Consider the following 16264-nt stretch of genomic DNA (forward strand, 5'->3'; position numbering starts at 1 on the left):
GGGCGCTCAGGGCCCCAGGCGGAAGCTGCGCACCACGCTCTGCAGCTCCACGGAGAGGTTGGTCAGCTCGCTCGCGAGCGACGTCATCCGCGACACCGCGGCCGTCTGCTCCTGGATGACGGCCTGGATGGCCTCCGTGGAGCTGGCGTTGTTCTTCGCCACGAGCTTGATCTCCTCGATGGCCTTCACCATCTCCTCGCTGCCCTTGAGCTGGTCGCGGGTGCTGTCGGAGATGAGCGTCACCTTCTCCGCGCCCTTGCGCGCGGTGTCGGTGATGGCCCCCATGGAGCGCATGATGTCGGTGAGGTCCTCACGGCCCTCCGCCAGCTCCGCGATGCCTTCCTTCATGGCGCTCACGACGGAGGTGGACTGGCCGGAGATGTCGCGCGCCAGGCGGGAGATCTGCTCCGCGGAGCGGCCCGCGCTCTCCGCCAGCTTGCGCACCTCATCCGCCACCACCGCGAAGCCGCGGCCGTACTCGCCCGCGCGCGCCGCCTCGATGGTGGCGTTGAGGGCCAGGAGGTTCGTCTGCTGCGCCACCTGGGTGATGGCGTCGACGATCTTGGAGATCTCCTGCGTCTTCTCGCCGAAGGCGAACACCTGCTGGCTGGCGGACTCGATGCGGTTGAAGACCTTCTTCACCTTGTCGCCCGCGAGCCGCGCCGCCTTGGAGCCGTCCTCCGCGCTGCTGCTGGTCTCCGCGGACGTGCGGGCCGCGTCCAGGGCGCTGGCCGCCGTGCGCTGGATGCTGCCGGCCATCTCCGTGATGACCTTGGAGGCCCGCGACACCAGCTGCGACTGGGTCTCCGCGCCGCCGGCGATCTTCTCCATCGACGAGCCCACCTCCTCCGTGGACCCGTTGACGTTCTCCGCGCTGCGCTGCAGGTCGATGGCCGTGTCCGCCACGCTCTTGGCGGTGTCCTGGATCTTGCCCACCAGCTCCCGCAGGTTCTCCTGCATGCGGGAGATGGCGCCCGTCAGCTCGTCGATTTCGTCGCGGGTGCTGTGCACCTCCGCGGCCACGGGCTTGGACAAGTCCCCCTGCGAGATTTCGAAGGCGGAGCGGCTGAGCACCTTCACGCGGGTGACGCGCGCCAGCAGCGAGGGCAGGAACGTGGCGCCGCCGAAGGTGATGAGCACCCCCACCCCCACCCGGATGATGAAGCTCCAGCGGCCCCAGGACGCGTCGAAGAGGCTCTCCGTGCACAGCAGCCACGTGCCCAGCAGCAGGCCCAGGAGGATGTAGCCGGTGGTGATCTTCCGGTGCAGGGACTGCTCGCGGACCACCTTGGGACCCTCGACGGCGCGCAGCAGTCGCTGCACCGGCTCGCGTCGGGGGGTGAGGCCAGAGGAGGGGTCGTCGCGAAGGGGGCGGCGCACGGAGTGCTTTCAGCGGGAGGGGCGGAAAACAGCCCAGGGGTTTAGCCTTGCTGTCCGGTACGGGTCAATCATCCGGCCGGATCTGCCTGCCTGACCGGGCGAAGTGGTCGAATCCCGCCGGAGGGGTCAGCAGGCGCCCCCCTGCGTCCCGAATCCGCAACGTCCGCTCCCGGGTGAGCACCCCGATGCGCGTCACCGCCTGCCCGGCGCGGGCGCACGCCCGCTCGAACGCCTGCCTGCGCGCGGGCGGGACGGCGAGCAGCAGCTCGTAGTCCTCCCCGCCGCGCAGGGCCCCCTCCGGCCCCAGCGCCGCGCGCACGGCGGGGGACAGGGGCAGCCGGTCCAGCTCCAGCTCCACGCCCACCCGGGACGCGGCGCACAGGTGGCCCAGGTCCTGGGCCAGTCCATCCGACACGTCCATCCCGGCGGAGGCGAAGCGCGCGGCCAGCCGCCCCAGGGCGATGCGGGGCTCCGGGCGGCGCTGGCGCTTCACGGCCCTTCCCCGCCGGACGCCGGCCTGGAGCTGCTGGAACCCCAGGCGCGCGTCGCCCAGCGTGCCGGAGACGTAGAGCCCGTCCCCGGGCCGGGCCCCCGCGCGGGTGAGGGGCGGATGGGACAGCGCCCCGGTGACGGTGAGGGTGACGGACACTTCGCGCGCGGAGGTGAAGTTGCCGCCCACCAGCATGATGCGGTGGGCCTTCGCGAGCGCGGCCATGCCCCGGCCCAGCGCGGACAGCTCGCGGGCGGGGAAGTCCCGGGGCAGCGCGAGCGCGCAGACGAACCAGCGCGGCGTGGCGCCCATGGCGGCCAGGTCCGACAGGTTCACCGCGAGCGCCTTGTGGCCGATGTCCGCCGCGGAGAACGTGGCGCGGGTGAAGTGCACGTCCTCCACCACGGCGTCGGTGGTGACGCACAGCGCGCCCTTGGAGGGTGCGAGCACGGCGCAGTCGTCCCCGGGGCCCACCGGCACCCGCGCGCGCGGGAAGCAGGCGAGGAAGCGTTGGATGAGGTCGAACTCGCCGGGCATGGACGGCACTGAAGACCACGCCCGCGCCCGGGGATGCAATGACGACCCGCGAACGGCCAGGCGGCGGACGGGCCCGCGGCGTTGACGGTGTCGGACCGCCCAGGCATAGGACAGGGAGTGCCTTCCTCCTCCACACCCATGGACCTGCGCCGCCGGCTGGTGACGGAAGCGCTGGGGTGCGCGCTGCTGGTGGTGGCGCTGGAGGGGTCGCACCACGTCGCGGAGCACCTGGGCGCGAGCGCCACGGAGGGACGCCTCTTCATGTCCCTGTCGTGCGGCGCGGTGCTGGCGTGCCTCCTGTGGGTGCTGCGGCCGCTGTCGGGCGCGCATCTGAATCCGGCGCTCACCTTCGCGGACGCGCTGGGAGACCGCACCCCGTGGCGCGAGGTGCCGCTGTACGCGCTGGCGCAGCTGTCCGGCAGCCTGGTGGGGCGGCTCGTCGCGCACCGCATGTGCAACGAGCCGCTGCTGCTCACCGCGAGGATGCCCGCGGCGGACGGGGCCCGCTTCCTCACGGAGATGGTGGCCACGTTCGGGCTGCTGGTGGTGGTGCGCGGCTGCGTGCGCACGCGCCCGTCGGCGACGCCGCTGGCCATCGCGGGGTATGTGGCCGCGACGGTGTGGTTCACGGACTCGCGCTCGCTGGCGAACCCCGCGCTGGTGCTGGCGCGCGCGGCCAGCGCCCACGCGGGCGTGATGAGCCCGTGGGAGGTGGAGTCCTTCGTCGCGGCGCAGCTGTTGGGCGCGGCCCTGGCGGTGTTCCTCTTCCGGTGGCTGCTGGGCGGCGCGCCGCGGCCCGCGTCCACGGCCGTGGAGACCGTCGTCTTCGAGTGCGCGGAAGCGGGCCCCGCGCACCTGGCCGCCGCCCTCTTCAACGCGCTGGCACACCCGGACCGGGCGCGCGCGGTGGTGTCACCGCCGCCAGGCTCCGGGCTGGATGACGGGCCGCCGCCGGCCGTGGAGGCGGTGATGCGGGAGGCGAACCTGCGCGCCGCGCCGCTGCGCGACCGGAACGTGCCCGCGGCCCACTACGTCCTCATCGACGTCGCGGGCCACGCGCCGGGCATGGACGCGCGCGTGAGGGAGCGCTGGTCGCTGTCCGCGCTGTCATTGAAGGACGAGGCCGGAGCGAAGGCGTTGCAGGCGGCGCTGCGGCTCCGGGTGCATCAGCTCCTGGCGCGGCAGGGCTGGGAGCGGCTGCACGTCGTCCCCGGAGGCCCCGCTCCGGAAGGCCCCCGGGCCCTCACCTGACCGCGGACGGCGTCCCGCCCGAGGGCGCGAAACGTGGAGGCCCCACGACTTCGTGCGTGACGGGGTACGACGTTGACGAACGTGTCACAGGCGAGCATGAGGGACGGGAGAGGAATCGCTCATGATGGAAGGTCTTCCCCCCGTCGTCTCCTGGCCGCCGCTGCAGACGTTGATGCGGCTGACGCTCGCGCTCGCGGTGGGCCTGTTCGTCGGACTGGAGCGCGAGTGGCGCGGCAAGGAGGCCGGCCTGCGCACCTTCGGCTTCGCGGCGCTGCTGGGCGGCATGGGCGGCCTGCTGGGCCCGAGCTTCGCGCTGCTCAGCCTCGCGCTGCTGGGCGTGCTGCTGTGCTTCCTCAACTGGCAGTCCCTGCGCGCCAACGGCGGCGCGGAGCTGACCACGTCCGCCGCGCTGCTCGTCACGGGCTTCACCGGGGTGCTGTGCGGCCTGGGCCACACGGTGACGCCCGCGGCGGTGGGCGTGACGACGGCGGGCCTGCTCGCGTGGAAGGAGCGGCTGGCCACCTTCAGCCACAAAATCACCGCCGAGGAGCTGCGCAGCGCCATCCTGCTGGCCATCCTCGCCTTCGCCATCTACCCGGTGCTGCCCGCGCAGCCGGTGGACCCGTGGGGCCTCATCGAGCCGCGCGCCGCGTGGGTGACGGTCATCCTCATCGCGGCCATCGGCTTCGTGAACTACCTGCTGTGGAAGGTGTTCGGCACGCACGGCGTGGAGGTGACGGGGTTCCTGGGCGGGCTCGTCAACAGCACCGTCACCGTGGCGGAGCTGGCCAACCGCGTGCGCGAGACCTCCGGGCGCCTGCTCGACGTGGCCTACCGGGGCGTGATGCTGGCCACCGCCGCCATGGCGCTGCGCAACGCCGTGCTGCTGGGACTGCTCTCCTTCCGGGCGCTGGTGGACTCCGCCATTCCGCTGGTGCTCATCCTCCTGTCCAGCACGGGCCTGGCGCTGGTGCGCACGCGCGCGGAGGCCGCGCCCGGCGCGGAGCCCCCCGCCCTGCCCCTGAAGTCGCCCTTCTCCCTGCCGTCCGCGCTGAAGTTCGGCCTCATCTTCCTGGTGCTCCAGGTGGTGGGCACCGTGGGCCAGACGCTCCTGGGCCGCTGGGGCTTCTACGCGGTGAGCGCCGTGGGCGGCCTGGTGTCCAGCGCGTCCGCGGTGGCCTCCGCCGCGTCGCTGTGCGCCAACGGCACCATCTCCCCGACGACGGCCGGCGTGGGCGCCATCATCGCGTCGCTCGCCAGCGCCGCCATCAACTTCATCCTGGTGGCGCGCGTGTCGGAGCAGCGCTCGCTCACGCTGCGGCTGGGCCGAGCGCTGGGCGTCGTGATGCTGCTGGGGCTCGGGGGCGCGCTCGTGCAGACGCGGCTGCCCACGTTCCTTCCCAACAGCCCGGCGGACACGAGAATCGTCGAGCCCCACGGGCCCTGAGCGGCCGGGCTCCGGTGCCCGTCAGAAGCGGTCGGGCTCGGGCACCGGCGCCGCGGCGGTCAGCCCGCGGTCGTGGATGGGCGGGTGCAGCGGCAGCTGCACGATGAAGCGCGAGCCGTGGCCGAACTCGCTCTCCACGCGCACCCGGCCGCCGTGGCCCTCCACCAGGCTCTTCACGATGGCCAGGCCCAGCCCCGCGCCGCCGAACTCGCGCGTGGAGCTGCCGTCCACCTGGTAGAAGCTCTGGAAGATGCGCTCGAACTCCTCGGCGCGGATGCCCACGCCGGTGTCCTCCACGCTGATGCGGTAGCCGGGCACGCCCAATTCCTGCTGCATCGCCGCGTCCGACAGCGTCACCTTCACCCGGCCGCCCGCGGGCGTGAACTTCACCGCGTTGGCCAGCAGGTTCACCACCACCTGGCGCAGCTTGTCCAGGTCTCCCGCGAGCCTCGGCTGCGGCGTGTGCGGCAGCCGCACCTCCAGCTCCAGCCCCTTGCGCTGCGCCTGCGGCAGCACGCTGGAGACCGCCGTCTGGATGACGTAGCCCGGATCCACCGGCGCCATGGACAGGCGCAGCCGGCCGGCTTCAATCTGGCTCAGGTCCAGCAGCGAGGAGATCATCGAGAGGAGCGTCTCGCCCTTCTCCACGATGGTGCGCACGTACTGGAGCTGCTCCGGGTTGAGCGGCCCCGCCAGCCCCTCGGCCATCATCTCCGAGTAGCCCAGGATGGACGCGAGCGGCGTGCGCAGCTCGTGGCTCACCGTGCCCAGGAAGGTGGACTTCAGCCGGTCCAGTTCTTTGAGCCGCGCGTTCGCCTGGATGAGCCGCGCGTTCTGCGCCTCCAGCTCGCGGTGCACCTCCAGCGTGGACTCCAGATGCAGGTGCGTGGCCAGGTACGCCTTCTGGCCGCTGGCGACGAGCGCGCCCAGCACCTGGCCGAAGTGGCCCAGCACCTGCGCGGCGGTGCGCTCCGGCACGCGGCGCACGCGGCCGAGCAGTTCCTGCGCGCGCTCCAGGTCCAGGCCGTTGATGCCGGTGAGCGTCTGCGGGAAGTCCGTCAGCTCCTCCGGCGTGAAGGGCCCCAGGATGACGCGGCCCAGGAGGTCGCCGTCGTAGCGCACGGGCATCACCACGTAGCGCAGGCCGGTGAAGCAGGTGAGCGCGATGAGGCCCGCCGCCTCGGACACGTCGCCGTCCGCCACGCGCCCGCCGGCCTCCGGCAGCACGGGGCCGTCCTTCACCCGGCCCACCATGGCGGTGCACGCGTGGCGGCCGTCCGGGAAGGAGAAGACGTAGGCGCAGAAGTCGCCGTGGCCCACCTTCACGTCCGCCAGCTTGTTGCCGCGCGTGTCCAGCACCTTGATGCCCACGCGGTACAGGTCGCTGAAGCCCTTCACCACCTCCGTGAAGGACGGCAGGTCCAGCAGGTCTCCCAGGGACAGCCGCCGCTGGAGCGCGGACTCGCGCCGGGGCACGCTCGCGCTGTTCCGCGGTCCTCCGCCTGACACGCCGCTCATGGCGCCCTCCCGCTCTCCCTGCCGCCGGGCAGCGCGCCGGGGCCGTAACGCCCCTCCAACGCCGTGCCGCTCAGGTCGATGTGACGGAAGATCTGCCCCAGGAACTCTTCCTCGCTCAGGCCCACGTTGCGCGACAGCTGCGCGCGGCCCTCCAGCGCGCGCCAGGCCGTCTGCACCACGGCGTGGAAGGTCTCCACCACGCCCTCGCCTCGCACGGCCACGGAGCCCACCACCGGCTGGCTGCCCCGCCGCTGCACCTCCGCCAGCTCCGCGTCCGTCAGGCTGTCCGGCAGGTCGCGCTTGTTGAACTGGATGACCACCGGCACCTGCGTGGGGTCCAGCTCCATCTCCCGCAGGTTCTCCTGCAGGTTGCGCCAGTAGGCGTTGTTCTCCTGGGCCGCGCCGCGCCGGCTGTCCGCGATGAAGACCACCGCGTCCGCGCCCTGCAGCACCACCCGCCGCGTGGCGTTGTGGATGACCTGCCCGGGCACGGTGAAGAGCTTCACCTTCACCTTGAAGCCCGTGGAGGTGGAGAAGAAGACGGGCAGCAGGTCGAAGAAGAGCGTCCGGTCGTCGTGGGTATCCACCGACAGGAGGCGCCCTCGCACGTCCGGCCGCGCACGCGCGTGCAGCTTGCGCAGATTGGTCGTCTTCCCGCTGAGCCCGGGGCCGTAATAGACGATCTTGAGCGTCAGCTCGCGCTGGGCGTGGTTGAGTTGCAAGGGGCGGGACTCGGACCGAGGGGGACCCGGACAGACGTTTTATAATGGCCTGACGTCCCGCGCGGAAGGCCGCTCGCAGTCCAGACAGCGAAGCGGGGCATGTCTCCCCGGAATGACGCCTCTCCAGGTCGCGTTTCGAGAGGTTCCTGCTCCCCGCTTTGGGAGGAGGACGTCTCCCCACACGGAAAAGAGGACAATGCGCGCGGAATGATCGCGTGCATGGGTACGGGGGGACCGGTTAGGATCGCGGACGCGACGGAGGAGCAAGGCGATGACGATGAAGCAGGTGGACCCTGGCGTCGAGGTGGCGGCCCCCACGCCGGTGCTGGAAGGAGCGACGCTCCCCAACGATGTGGTGGCGGGGGTCAAGTTCGGTCCTCCCACCGACGAGGACCTCACGACGGTGTCGGCCCTGCGCGCCAACTCCGAGCCGTGGAAGAGCCGGGGCGAGACGCAGGAGGAGAGCCTCAAGGCCCTCACGCAGCTCAAGCCCTTCATCCACGTGGCGCGCACGCAGAACCAGGTGGTGGGCTACGTGACGGTGGAGCGTGACGGCCCGGTGCCGGGCGCGGCCTACCTGCGCAACATCGTGGTGAAGCCGGAGCTGCGGCGCCACGGCGTGGGCGCGATGCTGCTCGACAAGGCGCTGGAGGTCGCGCGCGACATGTACCGCAAGACCATCGCGCTGCGCGTGGATCCGGCGAACGCGCCGGCGGTCGGCTTCTACCGCAAGGCGGGCTTCACGACGGTGGCCACGGTGGTCTCCAAGAAGTCCGGCAAGCTGCGGCTCCTGATGTCGCGCGAGCTGTAGTCCGCGACGCCCCACAGTGAATCCGGTTGGACCCGACGGGAGCGGCCCTCGCACGGCCACTCCCGTTGTGCGTTTGCGGGCATGCCCCCCGGGTGACCTGGAGCGTGGCGGTCGACTATCCTCGCGGGCGTTCCCACCCTGCCGGGCCTGACGCACGGCAGCGATGGGGCCTCCCCCGAATGAAACCGCTCGCGGAACTGCTGCGTCATCTGTCGCGTCCTGGAATCACCGAACTGGCCCTGGCCAGCGGCCGTCCTCCGATGGTGCGCGGCGCCAACGGCTACGAGCCCGTCGACCCTGGCGCCCTCTCCACCGATGATCTCGTGAAGGCCCTCCATGCGATGGTGGGCGCGGCGCGGGCGTCCACGGTGTCGGAGACGCCGGTGCAGTGGCAGGTGAACGCCACCGGCCTGGGCAACCTCAACATCGCGGCGGTGCGCCGGGGCGACCTGATGAACGTGCGCCTCACGCGAGGCGCGGAAGGCGCGGCGCAGGCACCGGCTCCGGCGGCAGCGGCGGCCCCCGCCGCGCCCACGCGGACGCCCTACGCGGGAGTGCCCGCGGTGAGCGCGCCGGAGGCGGTGGGGCGGGTCTCGCAGCCCGGTGGAGGCGCCGCCGCACGCGGGGCTTCCAGCCCCCCGGGGGCGTCGTCCCCCCTGGGCGCGGCCCCGTCGGGCGCGGGCACGCACACGAGCGCTCCTGCCCACGCGGGCGCCAGCGCGAATCCCCCCGCGCGGGTCATCCCCATCTCGCGCGCGACCTCCGCGCCGGGCCGCGACCTGGCCGTGCTGCTGGAGCAGGCGCGCAGCATGAACGCCAGCGACCTGCACCTGGTGGCCGGACGGCCTCCGCTGCTGCGCATCGCCGGGGAGCTGCTGCCGCAGGACACGCCGCTGTCCCCGGAGACGGTGGAGCGCCTGCTGCTGCCCATCATCCCGGAGCGGCTGCGCCACGTGCTGGAGAAGGACGGCAGCGTGGACTTCGCGCTGGACTCCGAGGACACCGGCCGCTTCCGCGTCAACGTGGGCCGCCAGCGCACGGGCCTCAAGGGCACCTTCCGCGTCATCGCCCGCGAGATCCCCACGCTGGAGTCGCTGGGCCTGCCCCCGGACATCGCCAAGGCCACGCACCACCACCAGGGCCTCATCGTGCTCACCGGCCCGTCCGGCCACGGCAAGACGAGCACGCTCGCGGCGCTGGTGGACATCATCAACCGGGAGACGACGCACCATGTGCTCACCGTGGAGGACCCGGTGGAGTACGTGCACCCGCGCAAGCGCGCCCTCATCAGCCAGCGCGAGGTGGGCACCAACACGCGCACCTTCGCCAGCGCCCTCAAGGGCAGCCTCCGCGAGGACCCGGACGTCATCGTCGTGGGCGAGCTGCGCGACACCGAGACGGTGCGCATGGCGCTCGCCGCCAGCGAGACGGGCCACCTGCTCATCAGCACCATGAACACGCCCAGCGCGGCGAAGACCATCGACCGGCTCATCGACCTCTTCCCGCCCGGAGACCAGCAGCAGGTGCGCCTGTCGCTCTCCAGCGGCCTGCGCCTCATCGTCAGCCAGCGGCTGATGCCCAGCGCGGACGGCAAGTCCATGGTCGCCGCCGCGGAGGTGCTCACCGGCTCCGTGGCCCTGGGCAACCTCATCCGCGACAACAAGACGTATCAAATCCCGTCCCTCCAGCAGCGCGGCAAGTCGCTGGGCATCATCCGCTTCGAGGACTCGCTCGCGGACCTGGCGCGCTCCGGCAAGGCGACGCTGGAGACCGTGAAGGGCTTCGCGGAGAACCCGGACGAAATCGAGGCCATGGTGACGGGCAAGCGGCCCGGCGCCGCTCCCACCGTGCCCCCGCCCGCCACGCCCCAGGAGGGCGCGCGCATGCTGTCCAAGGTGGGCTCACTGCTCGGCAAGAAGGGCGCCTGACATGACGGACACTCCCCGAATCGCGGCCTGGTTCGACATCCTGCTCGACAGGAAGGGCAGCGACCTGCACCTGAGCGTGGGCTACCCGCCCATGGGCCGCATCCGCGGCGAGCTCGTGTCGCTGCGCGACGAGCCCCTCACCAGCGACGAGCTGGAGTCGGTGCTCTTCGAGATCTGCTCGCCCGAGCAGAAGCGTCAGATCGTCGAGGAGCTGGACCTGGACTTCGCCTATGGCTACGGCACCAAGGCCCGCTTCCGCGCGAACTACTTCTACAAGATGACCGGCATTGGCGCCGTGTTCCGCACCATCCCCAGCAAGGTGCTGTCGCTGGAGGACCTGAAGACGCCGGAGGTGGTGCGCAAGATGGCGGACCGCCGCAGCGGGCTGGTGCTGGTGACGGGCCCCACGGGCTCGGGCAAGTCCACCACGCTCGCGGGGATGATCAACCACATCAACAAGACGCGCGCGGCGCACGTGCTCACCGTCGAGGACCCGGTGGAGTTCGTGCACGAATCGCTCAAGGCCCAGGTCACCCACCGCGAGGTGGGCCCGCACGCCTCCAGCTTCGCCACCGCCATCCGCTCCGCCGGCCGCGAGGACCCGAACGTCATCCTCATCGGTGAGCTGCGCACCAACGAGACCATGAAGCTGGCGCTCCAGCTGGCCAGCTTCGGCGTGCTCGTCTTCGCCACGGTGCACACCAACAGCGCCCCCGCCACCATCGACCGCATCATCAACTCCTTCCCCGCGGACGAGCAGGGCCAGGTGCGCGGCATGCTCGCGGAGTCGCTGGCGGGCATCGTCGCCCAGCAGCTCATCAAGACCGCGGACGGCAAGGGCCGCGTCGCCGCGCTCGAGATCCTGGTGGGCAGCCCCGCCATCGCCGCGATGATCCGCGAGGGCAAGGTGTTCCAGATTGCCTCCAAGATGCAGGCCGGTCAGGGCGTGGGCATGCAGACCCTGGACATGCACCTGGAGCGCCTGGTGAAGGACGACGTCATCCTCCCCGACGCCGCCCTGGAGAAGGCCCAGGACAAGGAGAATTTCGTGAAGGTCATCCAGCGGCTGAAGCCGGACTGGGCCGTGCCGGAGACGCTGAAGGCCTGAGCGGCTCGCACGGGGGCCGGAAGGGGTTTGCTTTCTCCCCCCGACTTCGCCTTTGTTCGGAAGTGAACCTGGACCCACCCGGTGGGGTGGGTCCCACACTTCCGAGGGGGAAGTCATGGATGAGCAGCAGCTGGAGATGATTCGGCAGATGCAGGAGCAGCAGTCGGCACAGCCCTCCGGGGCGTTCCTCGCGGTGATGTCGGTGGTCTATCTCGCCGTCCTCGCCGTCGGCATCGCCAGCATGTGGAAGATCTTCGTCAAGGCGGGCCAGCCCGGCTGGGCGTCCATCGTTCCCTTCTACAACCTCTACATCCTGCTCAACATCGTGGGCCGGCCCATCTGGTGGATGGCGCTGCTGCTGCTGTGTCCGCCCGCGGCCATCATCGCGACCATCATCCTGTGCATCGACCTGGCCAAGTCCTTCGGCAAGGACACGGCCTACGGCATCGGGCTCTTCTTCCTCGGCATCATCTTTGGTCCGATGCTGGCCTTCGGTGACGCGCAATACCAGGGCCCGTCCGCCGCTGGCGGTAGCGCTGCCACGGCGTAGTCCCGCACGGCTTTGGGGGCCGTGAACGGCGGCGGTGGAGTGGCCTTCCGGGCGCTTCACCGCCGTTCGTGTTTCAGGGGCACGGTGGCTCGGGTAGAGCCGGCGGCGCGTGCGGCGTGGCGCCCTGGGTGTGGCTCGTGCCCGCGAGGTTCGAGGCTGCACTGGAGAACGAAGCGGTGCACGCGGTGCATGGCATCCAAGACGGGGACGCGCGGGACATCGCGGCGTATCTGTATTCACTGCGATGACAGCACAGTCGCCGTTCACCGTGCTCGCGTGGAAGCCCGACATCCAGTAGAGCGGAGCGCGATGCCTGGACCGCGCGCCGCTTTCCGTCTGTCGTTCCCCTGCCGTCTTGGATTGGCGTTGCTGCTGCCCGGCGTGTCCACCGCGCAGACGGCGCCCCCGGATGAGACACCGGCCCGGGCCACCGCGGAATCGCCCGGCTCCGACGCGCCTCCCGACACCGGAAAGAGCACGGTCGTCACCGCGACGCGCCTGCCGCGTCCCCTGCGCGACGTGCCCGCCACCACGGTGGTGATTCCTCGCGCGGAGATCGAACGCAGCCCCACGCTCACGCAGGACGCGCTCATCCGGACGCTGCCGTCCGCGGCCACCTTCCGCCGCACGCCGTCGCTCGTCGCGGACCCCACCGCGCAGGGGCTCAACCTGCGCGGGCTCGCGCCCTCGGGCGTGGCTCGCGGGCTGGTGCTGTTGGACGGACTCCCCTTCAACGACCCCTACGGCGGCTGGGTCTTCTGGCGCGCCCTGCCCCGCCTGGGCCTGGACCACGTCGAGGTCGTCCCCACCGGCGGCTCCGCGCTCTATGGCAGCGCCGCGCTGGGCGGCGTGGTGCAGCTCTTCTCCCGTCCCATCACCGGCCCGGTGCTCGACGTCGACCTGTCCGCGGGCAACCTGGGCACCGGCTTCGCCGCCGCTCGCATCGCGGACCGCTGGGGCCGCGTGGGCGCGTCGCTGGAGGTCGAGGGCCTCACCAGCAACGGCTATCGCATCGTCCCGGAGAGCCAGCGTGGCCGCGTTGACAGCGACACGCCCTCCAACCACTTCAGCGCCCAGGCCCGCGTCGAGGCGGACGCCACCGACCACCTCTCCCTCTCCGCCCGCGCGGGCGTGTTCCGCGAGGTGCAGAACGGTGGCACCCGGTACACCGTCACCAGCGTGGACCTCGCGTGGTTCGCCGCGAACGCCCGCCTCCGCACGGACGCCGCCGGCGCCTTCGAGCTGGGCCTCTTCGGCCGCACGCAGCACTTCGCCCAGAACCGCGCCCGCGTCACTCCGGACCGGAACTTCGAGGTCCGCTCCGCCTTCCAGGACGTGCCCGCCAACGACCAGGGCGGCTCGCTCGTGTGGACCAGCCCGGAAATGACGCTGGGCGGGACCCACGTGCTCGCCGCGGGCGTGGACGTGCGCCGCTCGCACGGCAAGGCCGACGAGCTGCTCTTCCCCTTCAGCTACACCGACACGACGGTCTATGCGCGCAACACGCGGGGCACGCAGGTGTCCGGCGGCGCCTTCGTGCAGGACCTCTACACCGTCTCCCCCGCGCTGGAGCTCGCCGGTACGCTGCGCTGGGACACGTGGCGCAACTTCGACGGCCACCAGTTGGAGAGCTTCGCGAACGCCACCTCCACCGCCGCCGACTTCGAGCCCCGCACCGCCCGCCAGCTCAGCCCGCGCCTGGCCGCGCGCGTGCGCCCGCTGGACTGGCTCACCCTGCGCGCCGCTGCCTACCGCGCCTTCCGCGCCCCCACCCTCAACGAGCTCTACCGCCCCTTCCAGGTGGGCACCGTCCTCACCGCCGCGAACCCGGCCCTGGGCGCCGAACGCCTCTGGGGCACCGAGGCCGGAGTGGAGGCCACCGGCCCGCTCGGGCTCACCGGCCGCGTCACCGGCTTCTGGAACGTGCTGGACGCGCCCGTCACCAACGTCACCCTCGCCACGCCCCTGCCGGACGGCTCCACCCGCCAGCGCCAGAACCTGGGCCGCGCCCGCGTGCGCGGCGTGGAGCTGGGCGCGGACTGGCGCGTGGCACGGCGGTGGACCGCGCTCGCCGCGTACACCTTCGTGGACCCCGTCGTCACGCGCGCCCACGGCCAGCCCGACCTCGTGGGTCGCCAGCTGCCGCAGGACCCCAGGCATCGCGGCTCGCTCGCGGTGACTTTCGACGACCCGTCCGTCGTCTCCGTCACCGCGCAGCTGCGCGTGTTCGGCCCGCAGTACGAGGACGACCTCAACACGCGCGGCATGGGCGGCGCGGCGGTGGTGGACCTGTTCGTGGGCCGCCACCTCTTCTGGAAGGTGGACGCCTTCGGCGCCGTGGAGAACCTCTTCGACCGCCGGTACCTCGCGGGCCGCGCGGGCGTGGACACGCTGGCCCCGCCCTTCCAGGCGCGCGTGGGCCTGCGCCTGCGCGACGTGTTCAGCGAATCGAGCGCACGGGCGGCACCGGGCGCACCGGGCCGTTGAACCAGCGGCTCAGCTCCGTCGTGTCCTCCATCCGCTTCGCGGCCGGCAGGCTGGAGAGGAACACGCGGCCGTAGCCCTTGGTCACGATGCGGCGGTCCAGCATCGCGACGATGCCCCGGTCCGCCTGCGTGCGGATGAGCCGCCCGAAGCCCTGGCGCAGCGCCAGCGCCGCCTGCGGCAGCTGGTACTGGTCGAATGGCTCCTCCCCGCGCGCTTGAATCTGCCGGATGCGCGCGGCCACCAGCGGGTCGCCCGGCGACGCGAACGGGAGCCGGTCGATGATGACCAGGCTCAGCGCGTCCCCGGGCACGTCCACGCCCTCCCAGAAGCTGTGCGCGGCGAAGAGCACGCTGGGCGTCTGGCGGAAGGCGTCCAGCAGCTGCTGCTTGGGCCGCTCGCCCTGGAGGAGCGCCTGGTAGGGCAGCCGCGTCGCCGTCAGCTCGTACGCGCGCACCATGTTGCGCAGGGACGTGAAGAGCACGAACGCGCGCCCGCCCGTCACCTCACACAGCTGGATGATCTCCTCCGCCGCCGCCTCGATGAAGCCCGGGGCGCTGGGGTCCGGCAGGTGCGTGGGCAGGTACAGCGCGGACTGGCGCGGGAAGTCGAACGGGCTGGGCACCGCCAGCGTGCGCACGCGCGTCACCGGCTGGCCCTCGTCGTCGTACATGCCCATGCGCCTGGCGAAGAAGTCGAAGCGGCCGTCCGCCGCGAGCGTCGCGGAGGTGAACACCACCGTGTCCAGCGCGCCGTAGAGCCGGTCGCGCAGCTCCTTCGCCACGTCGATGGGGTTCGCGCGAAGGAAGAGCCCCTTGCCGCGCGCCTCCGCCCAGTAGACGTGGTCCGCGGACTCGGACTTCTCCAGGAACGTGAGCTGCTCCGCCATCTCCTCCGCGCGGCGGTGGATGGCGGCCAGCTCCGGCTCGCGCTCGCTGCCCGCGAAGGACGCCAGCGCGGCCAGGCCCTCGCGCACCTGCTCCAGCGCGCCGGACAGCTTGCCCATGGTCTCCGGGCGCAGCGCCACGGTGGACTCCTGGCTGGACAGCCCCAGCGCGCGCGGCGCCTGGAGGAACAGCGCGTCCGAGTGCGAGCGCACCCGCTGGGCCAGCGCGGAGAGCGTCGCGTGCCGCTCGTCCTTCGCCGGCAGGGCCGCCACCGCGTCGCGCGACAGCTCCTCCAGCCGGTAGTTGGACACGCTGCACCCGAAGTGGCTGCTGGCCGCGTCCTCCAGGGCGTGCGCCTCGTCGAAGATGACCGCGTCGTAGAAGGGCAGCACGCCTTCCGTGCGCTTGCCGGAGCTGCGCAGCGCCAGGTCCGCGAAGAACAGGTGGTGGTTCACCACCAGCAGGTCCGCGGCCTCCGCGCGCTTGCGCATGCGCGTGACGAAGCACGTCTCATACTGCGAGCAGCGCGAGCCCAGGCACGTCTCCGACGTGGTGGACAGCCGCGACCACGCCGCGAACGACTCCGGCAGGTCCAGCTCCGCGCGGTCCCCCGTCTCCGTCTGCGTCACCCACTTCTTGAGCAGCGGCCACTGCTTCGCCTCCTCCTTGGAGACGAACTGCGGGTCCTTCTCGAAGGACTCGTAGCGGTGCAGGCACAGGTAGTTGCCGCGGCCCTTGAGGTAGGCCGCCTCGAAGCGCAGCCCCAGCTTCTCGCTGAGCAGCGGCAGGTCCTTGAAGAACACCTGGTCCTGCAGCGTCTTCGTGGCCGTGGAGACCACCACCTTGCGCCCCGCCAGCAGCGCGGGCACCAGGTAGGCCAACGTCTTGCCCGTGCCGGTGCCGGCCTCCGCCAGCAGGTAGCTGCCCTCGGAGAAGGCGCGCTCCACGGCGCGCGCCATCTGGAGCTGCTCCGGGCGGTGCTCGTACGCGGGCAGCGCCTCTTCGAGCGCGCCACCAGGCCCCAGCAGGCTGTCGACAGAGGGAGGACGGGGCGCGGGCGCGGACATGCTTCGGTTCGGGGGCAGGAGGACGGAAAAGGCGGCCCCGCAGGATAACAGCGCGCGGCGTCCCCCGCGCGTTCCCTGATGCAG

Annotated in this window: 13 protein-coding genes; 8 read left to right on the forward strand and 5 right to left on the reverse strand. The window is 71.9% G+C overall.

From position 1 onward, the window contains the following. Nucleotides 1–6: 6 nt before the first annotated feature. Together KYK13_RS35050 and thiL are read right to left on the reverse strand one after the other, a co-directional pair. On the reverse strand, nucleotides 7–1380 hold the full coding sequence (locus tag KYK13_RS35050; RefSeq protein ID WP_223638822.1) for a methyl-accepting chemotaxis protein: 1374 nt from the start codon (nucleotides 1378–1380) through the stop codon (nucleotides 7–9). Nucleotides 1381–1444: 64 nt separating this feature from the next. Beyond that, entirely contained in the window at nucleotides 1445–2407 is a 963-nt protein-coding gene (gene thiL, locus KYK13_RS35055; RefSeq protein WP_223638825.1) for a thiamine-phosphate kinase, read from the reverse strand. 117 nt (nucleotides 2408–2524) lie between these two features. Between thiL and KYK13_RS35060 the strand changes: the two genes are divergently transcribed. Both KYK13_RS35060 and KYK13_RS35065 read left to right on the forward strand, forming a co-directional pair. Then, nucleotides 2525–3658 (forward strand): aquaporin, encoded by a 1134-nt coding sequence (locus KYK13_RS35060; protein ID WP_370645219.1) that lies wholly within the window; start codon nucleotides 2525–2527, stop codon nucleotides 3656–3658. 121 nt (nucleotides 3659–3779) lie between these two features. Continuing rightward, nucleotides 3780–5105 (forward strand): MgtC/SapB family protein, encoded by a 1326-nt coding sequence (locus KYK13_RS35065; protein WP_223638827.1) that lies wholly within the window; start codon nucleotides 3780–3782, stop codon nucleotides 5103–5105. Nucleotides 5106–5126: 21 nt separating this feature from the next. Here KYK13_RS35065 and KYK13_RS35070 read toward each other — a convergent pair whose 3' ends face one another. Both KYK13_RS35070 and KYK13_RS35075 read right to left on the reverse strand, forming a co-directional pair. Further along, the gene (locus tag KYK13_RS35070) at nucleotides 5127–6623 is read right to left on the reverse strand and encodes an ATP-binding protein (RefSeq protein ID WP_223638830.1); all 1497 of its coding nucleotides are present in this window, start codon (nucleotides 6621–6623) and stop codon (nucleotides 5127–5129) included. Beyond that, nucleotides 6620–7345 carry an ATP/GTP-binding protein gene (locus tag KYK13_RS35075; protein ID WP_223638833.1) on the reverse strand — a complete coding sequence of 242 codons (726 nt, stop codon included), beginning with the start codon at nucleotides 7343–7345 and terminating at the stop codon, nucleotides 6620–6622. The genes KYK13_RS35070 and KYK13_RS35075 overlap by 4 nt, the downstream gene beginning before the upstream one ends. A 271-nt stretch (nucleotides 7346–7616) precedes the next feature. Between KYK13_RS35075 and KYK13_RS35080 the strand changes: the two genes are divergently transcribed. The 6 genes from KYK13_RS35080 to KYK13_RS35100 all read left to right on the forward strand — a co-directional run bounded on the left by KYK13_RS35080 (nucleotide 7617) and on the right by KYK13_RS35100 (nucleotide 14229). Continuing rightward, a complete protein-coding gene (locus tag KYK13_RS35080) occupies nucleotides 7617–8156 on the forward strand; it encodes an N-acetyltransferase (RefSeq protein ID WP_223638836.1) in 540 nt (179 codons plus the stop codon). A gap of 179 nt (nucleotides 8157–8335) precedes the next feature. After that, nucleotides 8336–10084 carry a type IV pilus twitching motility protein PilT gene (locus KYK13_RS35085; protein WP_223638838.1) on the forward strand — a complete coding sequence of 583 codons (1749 nt, stop codon included), beginning with the start codon at nucleotides 8336–8338 and terminating at the stop codon, nucleotides 10082–10084. 1 nt (nucleotide 10085) lies between these two features. Beyond that, the gene (locus KYK13_RS35090) at nucleotides 10086–11192 is read left to right on the forward strand and encodes a type IV pilus twitching motility protein PilT (RefSeq protein ID WP_223638841.1); all 1107 of its coding nucleotides are present in this window, start codon (nucleotides 10086–10088) and stop codon (nucleotides 11190–11192) included. A gap of 115 nt (nucleotides 11193–11307) precedes the next feature. Continuing rightward, nucleotides 11308–11742 carry a DUF5684 domain-containing protein gene (locus KYK13_RS35095; RefSeq protein WP_223638844.1) on the forward strand — a complete coding sequence of 145 codons (435 nt, stop codon included), beginning with the start codon at nucleotides 11308–11310 and terminating at the stop codon, nucleotides 11740–11742. A 116-nt stretch (nucleotides 11743–11858) separates the two neighbouring features. Further along, nucleotides 11859–11990, forward strand: coding sequence for a hypothetical protein (locus tag KYK13_RS38965; protein ID WP_255654099.1), 132 nt, complete (start codon nucleotides 11859–11861; stop codon nucleotides 11988–11990). A 61-nt stretch (nucleotides 11991–12051) separates the two neighbouring features. Next, nucleotides 12052–14229 carry a TonB-dependent receptor gene (locus KYK13_RS35100; RefSeq protein WP_223638847.1) on the forward strand — a complete coding sequence of 726 codons (2178 nt, stop codon included), beginning with the start codon at nucleotides 12052–12054 and terminating at the stop codon, nucleotides 14227–14229. Here the strand turns inward: KYK13_RS35100 and KYK13_RS35105 are convergent. Further along, a complete protein-coding gene (locus tag KYK13_RS35105) occupies nucleotides 14183–16180 on the reverse strand; it encodes an ATP-dependent DNA helicase (protein WP_223638851.1) in 1998 nt (665 codons plus the stop codon). The genes KYK13_RS35100 and KYK13_RS35105 overlap by 47 nt on opposite strands. Nucleotides 16181–16264: the final 84 nt, after the last annotated feature.

Source organism: Corallococcus sp. EGB, from assembly GCF_019968905.1.
In the GTDB taxonomy this organism is placed as follows: domain Bacteria; phylum Myxococcota; class Myxococcia; order Myxococcales; family Myxococcaceae; genus Corallococcus.

Excerpts from the sequence above, each read along its gene's own strand:
- thiL (WP_223638825.1), bottom strand. The coding sequence starts at position 2,407 with ATGCCCGGCGAGTTCGACCTCATCCAACGCTTCCTCGCCTGCTTCCCG.
- KYK13_RS35095 (WP_223638844.1), top strand. The coding sequence starts at position 11,308 with ATGGATGAGCAGCAGCTGGAGATGATTCGGCAGATGCAGGAGCAGCAG.
- KYK13_RS35105 (WP_223638851.1), bottom strand. The coding sequence starts at position 16,180 with ATGTCCGCGCCCGCGCCCCGTCCTCCCTCTGTCGACAGCCTGCTGGGG.
- KYK13_RS35090 (WP_223638841.1), top strand. The coding sequence starts at position 10,086 with ATGACGGACACTCCCCGAATCGCGGCCTGGTTCGACATCCTGCTCGAC.
- KYK13_RS35080 (WP_223638836.1), top strand. The coding sequence starts at position 7,617 with ATGACGATGAAGCAGGTGGACCCTGGCGTCGAGGTGGCGGCCCCCACG.
- KYK13_RS35085 (WP_223638838.1), top strand. The coding sequence starts at position 8,336 with ATGAAACCGCTCGCGGAACTGCTGCGTCATCTGTCGCGTCCTGGAATC.
- KYK13_RS35065 (WP_223638827.1), top strand. The coding sequence starts at position 3,780 with ATGATGGAAGGTCTTCCCCCCGTCGTCTCCTGGCCGCCGCTGCAGACG.
- KYK13_RS35070 (WP_223638830.1), bottom strand. The coding sequence starts at position 6,623 with ATGAGCGGCGTGTCAGGCGGAGGACCGCGGAACAGCGCGAGCGTGCCC.
- KYK13_RS35100 (WP_223638847.1), top strand. The coding sequence starts at position 12,052 with ATGCCTGGACCGCGCGCCGCTTTCCGTCTGTCGTTCCCCTGCCGTCTT.